Source organism: Serpens gallinarum, assembly GCF_014836765.1.
GTDB classification, from domain to species: Bacteria; Pseudomonadota; Gammaproteobacteria; order Pseudomonadales; family Pseudomonadaceae; genus Serpens; species Serpens gallinarum.
Genome location: NZ_JACSQG010000004.1, coordinates 95,860 through 109,404, shown reverse-complemented (window position 1 = coordinate 109,404; position 13,545 = coordinate 95,860). Strand labels below are relative to the sequence as shown.

Sequence of the window (13,545 nt, the reverse complement as noted above, 5' to 3'; positions counted from 1 at the left end):
CGGCTAGCAAAACGCTGACCGCCCTACGCCCGGGCTATGCAGTGCAGGGGCGCATCCAGCGCCAGCATGTGCTGCTGCTTGATGCTGACTCCGGCCTGTTTCATCTCTGCCCACACCGCCTGCCAACCGCCCAGTGCGCTGCCGTCCAGATGCCTGGCCTGCAGGTGCTGCCGGTGAAAATGCTCGCGGCTGCCCTTGGCCAGCAGCTCGGGCGTGAGCTGCGGCACCAGCAGGTGGTTGGCGTGCGGCAGCGTCGCGGCGATCACCAGGCCTGCCGGGTCATAGTCCGGAAACACGACAACCGGAACCGCTGAGGGCAGGCGTTGCAGTAGCTGCCGCGTGCCGCGCGTGGCGGCGCCATGCCCCCGGTACAGCACCAGCGCATCGTGCAGGTTGTCGGGGAGGGCGAAGCGGTGAATCTGATCGAAGCAGTCGAGGTTTTCCACCACTAGTACACAGGTGATCGCTTCAATATCCAGCTGATCCAGCGCGATGCGCAGGGCGCAGCTGTCAGGCACATCGGGCAGCGGTGCAGGCAGCGTCCCCTTGGCCAGCACGAAGCCGTCATCGGGTCGTTGCGGGGCAAGCTTTTCGTCGATGGCCTGGGTCGCCGCCTGGATGCGATCCTGATCGGGCAGCGGTTCGATCAGATCCCAGCCAAATCGCCGCTCGGCTTCTTTGCGTAAAAGATCACGCTCACGAGGGGTAAACACCAGGCGACGACGCTCGACCCGGCCCAGCTCGAACGCCCGGTGGATGTCTTGCCAGGTGGCGTTATAGGTCGCCTCCAGCAGGTGGTTGCGCAGCAGGCGATGGAGCGCTCCAGCGTGTTTTTTCCCTAAGCCGACAGACATAACGACAGATCCCGCACGATGTAGTTACCGCTGAACACCGGGTGGTCATCGCCTTCGGCCAGCAGTTCGAAGTAGTCCTTCTGTTCATCGGGCAAGGCTTCGTAGCCGCCAATCACCTGATACAGCCAGGTTTCCTCATCCCAGGACAGGCGTTGTTCGGCGCGCCAACTGAGCGCGGAAATCGGTTGGCCGGTCTCGATGACCTGGCAGAAATAGTCCTGCACCGCGTCCTGGATCGGGCTGGTCTCTACTTCGAAGCTTTCCAGGGCATTTAGCGTCAACTCGCCGGCTTCGGGCAGCGCCACAAGGGGACGCTCCTCTCGCTGGGCGCGCACCTGTGCCGCCAATGCCAACAGGTCGGCTTCCAGCACGCTGTCATGAATGTCTACGGCGGCGGGCGCGAGCAGAGACTCGGCCAGATTGAGCAGCTGGGGCATTTGCGGCAGGGCGGTGTGCTGGCCGGGCTGATAGTCCGGTTGCTGTTCCACATGCAGGCTCCAGCCGCGCAGCAGGCGTGTACGGCCTCGGATCTTGCGGAAGCGGCCGAGCAGATCGAGCAGGCGACCCTGAACCACACCCAATTCCAGGTAGCTGTCGCTGACATTGCGCTGCAGGCTGCTGACCAGCAGGCGGCGCAGCTCTCGCAAGTCGCCGGCGGTGTCGGCAAGGTTCTGGAAGTCGATCAGCTCCAGGCCCACCAGCAGTTCACTGACCTGGGCCTGGGCCAGTTCGTTTTCGCGGATCTTCGCGTTCAGGCTGCCGACGTAGCCAAATTCATTGTTGATGCGGCTCCAGAGCATGCGAATGCTATGGGTCAAGCCTTCGCAGAAGCTGTACACGTGCTCGCGCAGGTCGGCCAGGTAGGCATCGGCAGCGGCGAAGTCGCCTTGGTGACGCGCCTCGGTGTAGTGGGCGGCCAGGGTTTTGAAGGTGGCCAGGGTGGCGCCGGTGTTGGCGTCGATCTGCCGGTTGCGGTCGTCCTTCAGGGCCTCTTCCAGCAGGGCGCGCACGCTGCGTCGCAGGTGCAGGTCGGCGCCGGGTTCCGGGCGGTAGAGCACACCATCCTTGACCAGCCGTTCCTGCACGCCGGGCTCCAGCGCTTCATCACTGACGGAGCCGGCCAGGTACGCATCCATGATGGGTTCGGCATGGCGGCCCAGCTGGCGCAGGAAGCGCACCCCGGCTTGATGCAGGTTGCCGCTCATAGCAGGTTGCCCTGGCTGGCGGCCTCGGCGCGCTCTTCCAGCGACAGCCCTTCCGCCTCGTCGATGAAGCGGATCACCTCATAGAGGTAATCCAGTTTGCCGGTGCCGATGTAGATCTGCTTTTCCGGGTTGGGGCGCACCAGGTAGCCCAGCTCACACAGCCTCTTGAACACTTGCTTGATCTGCATGTCGATGCTGGCGCTCTGTGAGCCGAACAGCCGGTAGTGGCTGATGCGCGCCAGTTGTTCGCGGAAGGCGGGCGTGTCCTCGACGATGCCCTGCAGTTCGTTGAGGCGGATGGGGCTGCCTTCGGTCAGCGGCGCGTCCTGGGCGCTGGCGTCCTGCACCAGCAGCAGCCACTCCACGAGCGGGGTGAGGGCGTGGCAGACATCGCGAAACTGCTGGCCCACTACGCGACGTTCGTTTTCGCCCAATTGACGGTAGGCGCAATAAAAGACCTCCGCGTCCGCGCCGCTGCCTACGCTGGCCACCACCCGGTTAAGGGTGCTCAGGTAGTCGTCGGTCTGCTCACGGTTCGCCGGATTTTTCAGGAAGCGCCACCCTTCCTCGTCAGTGGTGCGGCAAATGAAGGCGCCCTGCAGCAGGCGTTCGATGACCTGTCCCTTGTTGGAAAGCATCAGGCGATCTCCTCGGTCTGGCGGGCTTTCAGGCGTTCGCCGATCACGTCCAGACGCGGCTTGACCACCTGCAGTTGGCGGGTCTGCTTGTTGACGATGTAGCGGTTCTTGAACAACGACAACACCTCGGAATCCGGGTTGGGGAAGGCGCCCAGAATGCGGATGCGGTTGCTGGTGCAGGCATCGAAGATCTTCTTCACGTTGTTGTGGTGCAGGGTGCCCAGTTCATCGATCGGCCAGTGAATCACCGCCGGGGCGTTGCCGCGCAGCAGGCGGGTGAAGGCCAGCAGGAACTTGCAGAGAATCAGGTAGGCCATGCCGTGGCTGGAGGATTCGTTGAGCTGGCGGTCGGTGCGGATGACCAGGTCGCTGTTGCCCTCACGCAGGCGCAGCTCGATTTCCAGCAGGGCGGAAATGCCGCTGGTCAGTGCCGAGCGACCGAGCACTTCCAGGGCGCGCCGCATGCTGCCGGTGTACTCCTCTCCCGGTAACTCGGTGAAGCCGCTGTTCTGCCATTCGCGGTAAGCGTTCACGAAGCTGCGCAGCTCCGGCCAGAATTCCAGCTCGGTGATGCGCGAGCGGATGGTGACCGCCGAGTTGGACACGCCGTCGAGGAACAGCTCGTCGCTGACCTCGCGGGTAATGCGCGCGCTTTGGCTGGCGATGCGTTTGTCGATATCGGCTAGTACGTCGAAGAAGTTATAGAGCTGTCTTCCGTAGTTCTGCCCGAGATCCATCAAGCCCTTGATGCTCTGCGGTACCAGCTCGTTGAGCAGCTGCGCCAGCACTGGCACCAGGCGGCGGTAATCGAGGGTCGGCACGCCGCGCTCGCTGACCACGGTGCATTCCTCGCGGCCGCGCTCCCAGGTCTCGGTGAGGCTGGAGCCGCTCTTGCCGGCCAGCAGGCTGTCGAAGCGGTCGACGTGTTGCTTGATGGTGGTCATCAGCGACTCGCGGCTGTGCAGCAGTTCCTGGCCGAGGCGCAGACGCTCGTCCAGTTCGCCTTCCGGCGCCTGCCCTTCGCGGGGCAGCTTGCAATCGTTCAGGCGGCGCAGCAGCCCCTTGAGCAGGTCCACTTGTTCGCTGATCTGGCCCTGGCGCTGCAAACCCTGCTTGCGCTGCTGTTCCAACTGGTCGCGCTGGGCCTTGTAGGCCTGCGTGGCTGTATCCAACTGCTGCTTGAGGTCGCTGGCTTCGGCCTTGCGCGCCACCAGGTCGTCTTGCAGATGCGGCTTGCGCTTGAGCCAGGTGACGGCGTACCACTCTTCGTAGCGGTGCACCTCCGAACGGAGGGCTTCGGTTTCGCGGATGCGCAGCTCGCGCTGGCGAATTCCGCTCTTCAGCTCGATCAGCTGGGTTTCGTCTACGCCGCGGGATTTCAGCTCGTTTTGGTACCAGCTTTCACAGGCGGCCAGCTCGGCCTTGCCCTGGGCACGCTGCTCATCCATTTGGCCGCGTAGTAACGCCAAACGCTGTTCCAGATCCTGAATGACCTGTTGCCAGTGGGCCGAGGCTTCCAGGCGAGCTTCCTGACGCTGTTTACCCAGTTCGGCCAGCAGCTGTTGCTGTTCCGCCGTCAGGCGGGCCAGGCTGTCGTCCAGCGCGCTCAGCTGTTTACGGGCTTCGAGACGGCGCTCGGCCAGGGCGGTGTCCAGGCGTTCTTTCAAGGCGGCACGTTCGTCGCGCAGGCGCTGCCGGTCTTCTTTTAGACCCTGCAATTGGGTACGGGTCTGCACCAGGCGGGTGTTGAGGTCATCCAGCGCTGCGGTCTGTTCAGACAGCTGGGTTTCCAGGCCGTCCTGATGGTTGCGGGCGGCCTGCAGATTGTCTTCGGCCTGTTGCAGGCGGATGCGCAGCGCGGCTTCGTCGGCGGCATGCTCGGGAGTCGGCAGCGCGGCCAGGTCCAGGCGCAGGCCATGGAAGCTGTCGGCCGGGGTGTCGCTCAGCCCCGGCTTGAGGTCGGTGCGCTGAAGCAGGCTCGGCTCGATCAACTTGCCCAGGTGCTGTTCCCAGCCCGGCTGCTCTCGGCGCAGAAACTCCAGCAGGGTGTGTTGGCCGGCGTGGAGAAGACGTGTTGCGGCATCTTTTTCCTGCTCGCGCTCGGCCACCTTGCGAGCCGCCAACTGGTGCTGCTGAGCAACGTCCTCGCGCTGGCGCAGCAATTGGCGCTCCTGCTGGGTCAGCGTCTCGACCTGCTGGCTGCTGGCATCACGCTTTTCGTCGGCTTCTTCCAGGCGTCGGTCGAAGATGTCCAGGCTGCGGCGTTCTTCTTCGCTGTAGCTGAACTGGTTGATGCGCTGCTCGTGGTCCTTGCGCTCCAGTTCGCGGGCGTGTTTCCGATTGCGAAAGACGTTTTCGGCCTCCTGGCGACGGTTGGCGAACGATGTGTCCAACTGGCTGAGTGCATCGTTTTTCTGCTGGGTGCGCGCTGCCAGTTCGTCGCGCACCGTGCCCTCCTGTTCGTGCAGGCGGTCCAGCGCGTCCTGCTGGCGTTCCTGGATGATCTGCTTGCGCTCGAGATAGGCGTTTTGCACGTCGGCATGCTGCTCGGTGAGCAGGCGCAGGCGCTCCCTGAGGTTGTCCAGTTCCAGCTTCCAGCCGTCGAGCTTTTCCAGGTCGGCCTTGGCCTGGTCGATGTCGGAATCCAGGTACTGCTGGTACTGCTCCTCAATGTGGTTGAGCTGGGTTTCATCGCTTTCGATGCGGGCCTGCACCTGGGAAAGCGCCAGGCTCAGTTCGTCGCGCCGGTCCTTCCAGGAGTCTTCCAGCAGCTTGAGCTGGAAGCCGATCTGCTCGAGTTCGTGTTTGAGGGTTTCCTGGTGGGCGAACAGCAGGGGCTCGTCGGTGCGGAAGGCCAGTAGCAGCCCGCTCAGGCGCGCCTCGCAGGTGTGCAGTTCCTGAAAATCGCGCTCCAGACGTGCAAATTCGGGACGCAGGTCGGCAAAGCCTTGAATCAATTGGCTGTCGCGAATCCAGTCTTCCACTTTCTGCGCGCTGAGGTGGGTGATGGGCGGCGCCACGCCGTCCTCTTCAAGGATGGCGGCGACCATCGACTTGATGGTTTCCATCTTGCCTTCGCGCGAATGCACGGCGCGCACCAGCTTTTCGATGTGACGCAGGCTGTGCTCACCGCTGCACAGGGAGAACTGGCGGGCCAGCTGGCGCAGTTCGGTGCGCTGGCTGTCGGCGGACAGCAGGGTGCGGTCGTTCTGAATGATCGCCCGGTACTGGCGGGTGTTGAGCTGGTTGCTGACGGGGACGCCCAGCGAACGGAAATGATAGCCAAGCTCTCTCATGGTGCGGCAGACGATGCTGTCACCCTGGCGACTGCGGGTGTAGTCCTCCAGATCGAAGCCTTTTTGCACCAGCCGGTAATCCACCCCTCGACCGTCGCTGCTGGTGGCCAGAATGGCCTGACAGGGCTCGCCATCCATGCGTTGGTATTCATAAACGAGGAAGCTATGCTCGGTGGGCAGGTACCAGCGCTCGAAGCTGTCGCGGGTCGCCGGGACCACACGACTGGGGTACTCGCCGTAAAACACCGGCACCAGGCGTTGCAGGGTGGTTTTGCCCGAGGCGTTGGTCCCACAGATGTTGGTGTGGTCGTCCACGACCAGCTCGACGACACCCTTGAGGTGGGTGTTGATCAGAATGAGGCGATTCAGGCTGGGCATGGCAATCCTTTTGAAGAAATGAAGCAGGGCGCAGTTTAAGCAAGCAGACGGCCGCTGCCGAGCCGCTTTCGACGGGAACCCTCATATTTGGGATGTTGTGCCGCCGTGCAGCCGCCCTGTGCGGCTCACCCGTGCCATGAACGTTTACAGCGCTTCCAGGGTTTCCATCAGTACGCGCACCTTGGTGAGGGATTCCTGGTATTCGGCTTGCCACTCGGAATCCATCACAATGCCGCCACCCCCCCAGCAGGCCACCTGGCCGTCCTTGACGAGCAGGCTGCGGATGGCGATTGAGCTGTCCATTTCTCCACGCACATCCAGGTACAGCAGCGAGCCGCAATACAGGCCGCGGCGGGTGGGTTCCAGTTCGTCAATGATCTGCATGGCGCGCACCTTGGGCGCGCCGGTGATCGAACCGCCGGGGAAGCTGCCGGCCAGCAGATCCAATGCATCCTTATTGGCGTCCAGCTCGCCAGTCACGCTGCTGACCAGATGATGCACGTTCGGGTAACTCTCCAGCGCGAACAGTTCGGGCACGCGTACCGAGCCGATACGGCAACTGCGGCCCAGATCGTTGCGCAGCAGGTCAACGATCATCAGGTTTTCCGCGCGGTCCTTGGGGCTGGCCAGCAGGGCGTCGGCCTGACGGCGGTCTTCTTCCGGCGAAGCATCGCGTGGGCGCGTCCCTTTGATCGGCCGGGTTTCCACCTGGTTGTCGTGAACGCGCAGAAAACGTTCGGGCGACAGGCTGAGGATGCTGGCGTCGGAGAGCTGCAGGAAACCGGCAAAGGGCGTCGGGCAGGCGGCGCGCAACGCTCGATAGGCGTGCCAGGCATCTCCGCTACAGGCGGCACGAAACCGCTGGGCGAAGTTGACCTGATAGCAATCGCCGGCCTGGATATAAGCCTGGATACGGTGAATGGCGGCTTCGTAGGTAGCGGCACTGATATCCGCTTGAAACGGAGCGGCCAGCCGGAAGGGCGCGCCTTCGCGTGCCACTGCCGGCTGGCTGAACAGGCGGATCAGGCGCTGGCGCTCGGCCTCATCCAGTCGCGGATGGAACACCAACTGGCTACGCTGGAGCTGGTGATCGCTGATCAACGCCCAGGCGTACAGGCCGAAATGGGCATCCGGCAGGGCCAGGTCATCCACTGCGGAATTCGGCATGAGTTCCAGGCGCCGGCCGAAGTCGTAGGAGAGGTAACCGATCAGGCCGCCCACAAAGGGCAGAGGCTGATCCGCGGGTGCTTCGCTCGGACCCAGCAGGCTCAAGGCATCGCGCAAGCGTTGGAAAAAGACGTTGGCGGCTTCGCCATCGGCAGCCGTCAGCTGTGCCATAGGCCATGCGGAGAGCAGATCATAGCGTCCTCGCTCCGCTGTGGGCCGGCCGCTGTCAAGCAGCACGGCTCCCGGAGCGTGGCGGACAAGCGCGAAGTAGTCAGCTGGATCAGCGAGGTAGGGCAGGGGATGACAAATGCAGATGGACATCGGAAACCGTCGTTTTTTGTGAAGGCGATTGTATTCCGTAGGACTGCTTCGGCCTAGAGTTCTGCCATATTTGCGCACTGCCCAGCGGGGCTGGTAAGTATGGAACACCCTGCGGATTTCAAAATCCGGGCATAACGATAAATATAAAGGGGTTAAATCATGGATGTTGTATCTGGGTCAGGAAGCCTTGCGCGCCCAACGCGACTCCCTCCACCCACATCGGCCGGCTACTTGCCGCGCCCGCGTATTCAGGCTCTGTTTGCCGCCAATCCCCAGGCGCGGCTGATTCTGCTGTGCGCGCCGGCGGGATTCGGCAAAAGCACCGCGCTGGGCGAACTGGTCATGGCTCAGCAACCCGGCAGCACCTGTGCCTGGCTGGCGTTGGGCGACGGTGATGATGATCCTGCGCGATTCCTGATGCGACTGATCAATGCGTTGCGTACGGTGTTGCCAGGGTTCGGCGAGGACGCGCTGGCGTATCTGTGCAACACGATGAGCACGCCGGTAACGGTCGTGATGGAGAGCGTGCTGGTCGAGCTGACCCGGCTGACACACCCCCTGCTGGTGGTGCTGGACGATTTCCAGGTCACCGATAAGGAGCTGCTCGCTGCCCTGGGGCGCCTGATCCTGCTGGCATCGCCCGGATTTACCCTGGCGATCGGCGCGCGGACCCAGCCGGCCTTGAATCTGGCCACGCTGCGGGCCAAGGGCCTGTTGCTGGATATCGGCCCGGAGGAGCTGCGCCTCGATCCGACCGAGGCCCGTGATTATTTGCACTACCGGGGCCTGCGACTGGATGAAGCGGGCCTGCAAACGCTGTATGCGCAGACCGAAGGCTGGATGATCGGCGTGCAACTGGTCAGCTTGTGGCTGAGCCATCAACCACAGGGCAGTAGCCTGCAGTCCATACCCGCAGGCGATCAAACCGCGGTGGGCGATTACCTGCTGTGCTCAGTCTTCGAGCAACTCTCGACCGAACTGCAAGATGTGCTGCTGGCGTTGAGTGTGGCCAGCCAATTAAGCGGGGAGCTGGCCAACGCCTTGACCGGTCGCGAGGATGGCCAGGCATTGTTGGAAAGCTTGGAAGTCAGGCAGTTGTTTCTCGTGCCGCTGGACCGCGAGCGGCAGTGGTATCGCTTCCACCATCTCTTCGCCGATTTCCTGCGTAACCGGTTGCGGCAGCAGAGCTTTGAACGTTTCAAGCAGCTGCATTTCAAGGCGTCCCTCTGGTTCACCAATCATCGCATGCAGAACCTGGCCATCGAGCATGCCAGCCTGGCTGACGATCCCGAAATGCTGGCCGCGCTGGTGGACGGCTACGGGTTGGAGCTGATCAACCGGGGGCAACTCAACCGATTGTATCGCTGGCGCTTGCAGGTTCCCGATTCGATTGTTGAGCGCTATCCGGTGCTGATGCTGGCCGATGTCTGGGACAAGGCGGCTAAACAGGCCTTGCCTGAAGCCAATCGTTTGCTCGATGAATTGCTGTCACGCTGGTCCGGTGAGGTGGACGTACCCCTGCGCGAGGGCTACCTGGCTGCGTTGGCGGTCAAGTCCATGCTGGCCCTGCAAAAAGATGATCTGGACGTTTGCGTCAGTCTGGCCCGCAAGATCGAAGCCCAGCTGGGCCAGCATGCCGCTTTCCTTGAGGTAGCCATGCTGGTGATCGGTGCGCTGGCCCTGGTGATGCTGGCTCAGCCCGACCAGGCGCGTCGTTTACTGGCGCTGGCCCAGCAGCGCAATCATTTCCTGGAAGGCCGTTACCTGGATATGCAGCTCAGCAACGTCGAGGTGATGCTGGCGTTGGAACAGGGCCAACTGCGTCAGGCGCAGCATTTGTCCGAGCAGTTGCGCGCCCGCATGGTGCCGGGGTTTGGCGAAACCAGCCCAGCCCTGGCGCTGCCCGTCATCAGCGCGTGTTTGATTGCCTATCACCAGGGACGTTTCGGCGGGCTAGAAGAAAGGCTGCACTGGGCGCTCAAGCATGTTGACGTGATCAATCCGATTGATTTGTACGCCCAGGGGCTCCTGTGCCTGGCACGGCTGCAGCGCACCCAGGGGCATATCAAAGAGGCCATGGCCAGCCTGGCCGCGATGCAGAATCTGGCCTCGCGCAATCAGTCCTGGCGATTCTATGCGCAGGCGGTTGCGGAAGAGATTGCACTGATTGTGCAAGAACCGGGCGATGACTCGTTCAAGCGCGCCGAGCAGCGCTTGAAAAGCATCGAATGGAGCCGACTGGCAGCTAGCTATGCGCAGCGCACTTTCAATCCTGTCACCCTTTTTCTGGGGCTGAGCCGCATTCGTCTGTACCAGAAACGAGGTCAATACAGCGAGGCATTGCATGAAATCACCCAGCTTCGAGGGCAGCTGCAAAAAGGCTGGCATGGCTTGCAGCATCTGCGTCTGGATGTGCTGGCCGCGCTCAGCTACCAGCGTCTGGGCTATCAGGAACGAGCGCAAAGTTTGCTGGTTCAAGCCTTGATGAGGGCTGAGCGCGAAGGTTTGCGCAGTGTATTTATCGAAGAAGGGCAGGCTGTTCGGGTCATGCTGCTGCAGTTGGAAGCCGCAGAGAGACACCCTGCGCTGCAAGGCTTTCTACGTGATTTGCTGGGCTTTTGGCCGGGCAGCCAGGTACCGGCCGCGCAGGAGGCACCGAGTGACGGTTTGACCGCACGGGAGCTCGATGTGATGCGCCTTGCAGCCCAAGGCATGTCCAATGAAGAAATAGGTCAGCAATTGTCGCTGGCCCTTGGCACGGTCAAATGGCACCTGCATAACATCTACGCAAAGCTCAAGGTACGCAATCGCACCCAAGCCATTCGCCGTGCCCGCGAGCTGGAGATGCTCTGATCATGACCAACCAGATCTCCGCACAATCTCAGCGGCTGCCGTTGTTACGCACCAAGCTGTTTCCTGCCGAACTGGAGGGGCACTCGCTGCTGTCCCGTGAGGTACTCATCGATCGCCTGTTCCAGGCCCGACGGTTTCCCTTGCTGGTGCTCAGTGCACCGGCCGGGTATGGAAAAAGCACCGTGCTCAGTCAACTCCGCCAGCGCTTGCAGGCGACAGGGCACAACGTTGCCTGGCTGTCCTGCGATGACGGGGACAGTGAGCCGCAACGACTGCTGGAGTACCTGCTGGCTGCGGTGGAGTCGGTATTGCCTGGCTTCGGAGCCAATACCGCCGGGCTACTGCGCGATGGCCTGAGCTGGCCGCTGGAAGCCTTGCTGGAAGCGTTCATAACCGATCTGCGCCGGGTGGAAGAACATATCTATCTGATTCTGGACGACGTACATCGCATCCGTCATCCAGGCTTCGGCCAGGGTGTGGCGTATCTGCTTCGCAATCTTCCAGAGCAGATACATCTGATCAGCAGCACCCGTTTCAACCCCCAATATCTCACGGCTCCAGGTCTGTCAGAGCGGGTCTATTGGCTCAAGGCTGAAGACCTGGGTTTGAGCCGCCAGGAAACTGCGGATTATTTCCGCTGCATCCGGCAGCAAGAGGTGAGCGATGAAGAGCTTGCGCTGTTGCACAAACGCACGGAAGGCTGGATCACCGCGCTTCATCTGGCCAGCCTGGCGCTGGCTCGTCATCCGGACCGCCGCCAGTTTCTTGTCGAGTTGTCGGGCACCGAGCGTGATATTGCCGATTACCTGACGGAAGATGTGTTGGAAGGTTTGCCAGCGGACGTGCGCTGGTTTCTAGAGCAAACCTCGATTCTCGATGAGTTTTGTGCCGATCTCTGTAACACCTTGACCGGGCATGACACGGGTCGCGCGATGCTCAAGCGATTGCAGGCCGAGCAGCTGTTCATAATCCCGCTCGATACCCAGGGGGAGTGGTTTCGTTATCACCATTTGTTCACCGAGTTTCTTCAGGGGCGCCTGGTCAGGCAAGGCGAGCCGGCGGCCTTGCTGCTCGCGGCAGCTCGCTGGAGTGAGACTCAGGGATATGCCGACCGTGCCATTGGTTACGCGCTGCGCGCCCGGGACTTCGCCTTTGCAGCCGACTTGCTGGAGCGCCAGGGCATTCGTCTGGTAACGGGGAATCGGGTTTATAGTGTGTTGGCCATGCTCAAGCGCGTGCCTGCCGAACAGATCCGCGAGCACACCGTGTTTCAACTGTTCTATGCCTGGCAGTTGGCATTCGAACAGAAATTTGCCGAAGCCGAAGCCCTGATAGAAGACGTAAGCAATCGATTGCTGCAAGGGCAGGGCAGAACGATGCATACCGGGCTCGCCGAATTGCTCGGTGCGGCTCAGGTACTCAAAGCCTTGATTCTGCTGTATCAGGATAAGCTGGAGACTTCCCTGAAAGTGGCGCGCCACTGGTTGGGGGTGGTACGCGAAGGGCAGCCTTTCTTCCGCGCCAGTCTATTTTGCGTGCAGGCAGCGGCCTACGCCTTGCTGGGTGATTTTGCCGAAGCGGCCAAATCCATTGCCAGTGCACGTACGCATCTCAACGACGTGGACAGCGAATACCTAAGCGTCATGATCAGCCTTATCGAGTCCCTGATTTGCAAGGAGTACGGCGAGCTGGAGCGTGGCCGTGCTCTCGCGGAGGCCGCGAGAAAACGCGTGGATCAGGTGTTTGGACGACACAGCCGGGTGGGCGGTCCGTTGGCGCTGGCGTACTCCGACTTGCTTTATGAGCAGGACCGGCACGCGGCCATTCTTGCCGAGCTGCCTCGGGCGACCACCTGGCGTGATGTGGCCACCCCTGTTGAGCTGGTCAATCGCGCACGCCTGGTCATGGCCAAGGCGCGTTTTTATGCGGGGGAAGCCGAACAGGGGCTGGCCGATCTCGATGAATGGCTGGAAGGCTTGCAGGACCCCGGCTACCAGCGAGTCTTCGCCCTGGCGATGGGCTGCAAAGTGCAGTTTTTGTTATGGATGCGCCGCCCCAACGAGGCATCGCGAGCCTGCCTTCAACTGGAGCAGCATTTGGACAAGCTTGATCCCATCCGCTATCCGGATGCCTTTGCTGCCTTGGCGATGGCGCAAGCTCGTCTGGCACTGACCGAACAGCGGCCAGACAAGGCTCAGCTGGCATTGGAAAACATGCTGGCCAGGCAAACGGCCGCACACCTGTGTGACCGTCGCTTGCGACTGTCGTTGTTACTCTGTGTAGCGTATTGGCGCAAAGGTAACAGCGACAAGGCGTTCTTATTGCTGCGTCAAACCGTGCAAGATGCCTGGGCGCGGGGTTACCGACGAGCATTTCTGGATGATGCGTTGTGGCTGCTGCCGCTCTGGAATGCCTGGCAAGCCCGTGAACCGCGCACCGAGGCCTGGCAAATGTTGGGGGAAATGCTGCGCGAACAATGTCGCCGGCTGGCTGTTGATCCGCTGAAAATCGATGAGAATCAAGATGTCAGCCATCGCGAGCGGGAAATATTGAGGCTGGTGGCGGCGGGATTGTCGAACCGCGACATCGCCCAGGCCATCCACCTCTCCGAAGCCACCATCAAGTGGCATCTGCACAACTTGTTCGCCAAGTTCGGCGTGCGCAGCCGCACCCAGGCCGTGCTCAAGGGCAAGAGTCTCGGCTTGCTCAGCGAAGCCTGAGCCTCATCAATGGGGCCGCCATCCCTTGGATGGGCTGGCAGCCAGCCCAACCGCCACTAGTTTTGTTCGCAGGACGAGCTCAGCGCTTTCCGCCCCACAAGGAAGATGCCGTA

At 62.0% G+C, this 13,545-nt stretch carries 7 protein-coding genes; 2 read left to right on the top strand and 5 right to left on the bottom strand.

The window, feature by feature from the left end; translation table 11 throughout:
* Window positions 1-23: 23 nt before the first annotated feature.
* The 5 genes from H9642_RS09770 to pabB form a co-directional block, all read right to left on the bottom strand.
* On the bottom strand, window positions 24-854 hold the full coding sequence (locus tag H9642_RS09770; protein ID WP_251836252.1) for a DUF7281 domain-containing protein: 831 nt from the start codon (window positions 852-854) through the stop codon (window positions 24-26).
* On the bottom strand, window positions 839-2,059 hold the full coding sequence (locus H9642_RS09765; RefSeq protein WP_251836251.1) for a phosphoenolpyruvate carboxylase: 1,221 nt from the start codon (window positions 2,057-2,059) through the stop codon (window positions 839-841). Before H9642_RS09765 ends, H9642_RS09770 begins: the two co-directional genes overlap by 16 nt.
* Window positions 2,056-2,697 (bottom strand): hypothetical protein, encoded by a 642-nt coding sequence (locus tag H9642_RS09760; protein WP_251836250.1) that lies wholly within the window; start codon window positions 2,695-2,697, stop codon window positions 2,056-2,058. Before H9642_RS09760 ends, H9642_RS09765 begins: the two co-directional genes overlap by 4 nt.
* Complete coding sequence (locus H9642_RS09755; RefSeq protein WP_251836249.1) at window positions 2,697-6,371, bottom strand: ATP-binding protein; 3,675 nt, start codon at window positions 6,369-6,371, stop codon at window positions 2,697-2,699. Before H9642_RS09755 ends, H9642_RS09760 begins: the two co-directional genes overlap by 1 nt.
* 144 nt (window positions 6,372-6,515) lie before the next feature.
* The gene (gene pabB / locus H9642_RS09750) at window positions 6,516-7,859 is read right to left on the bottom strand and encodes an aminodeoxychorismate synthase component I (protein WP_251836248.1); all 1,344 of its coding nucleotides are present in this window, start codon (window positions 7,857-7,859) and stop codon (window positions 6,516-6,518) included.
* 159 nt (window positions 7,860-8,018) lie between these two features.
* Here pabB and H9642_RS09745 point away from each other — a divergent pair, with 159 nt between their 5' ends.
* Both H9642_RS09745 and H9642_RS09740 read left to right on the top strand, forming a co-directional pair.
* The gene (locus H9642_RS09745; protein WP_251836247.1) at window positions 8,019-10,712 is read left to right on the top strand and encodes a winged helix-turn-helix domain-containing protein; all 2,694 of its coding nucleotides are present in this window, start codon (window positions 8,019-8,021) and stop codon (window positions 10,710-10,712) included.
* Window positions 10,713-10,714: 2 nt separating this feature from the next.
* Window positions 10,715-13,432, top strand: a complete 2,718-nt coding sequence (locus H9642_RS09740; RefSeq protein ID WP_251836246.1) for a winged helix-turn-helix domain-containing protein — start codon at window positions 10,715-10,717, stop codon at window positions 13,430-13,432.
* Window positions 13,433-13,545 lie beyond the last annotated feature (113 nt).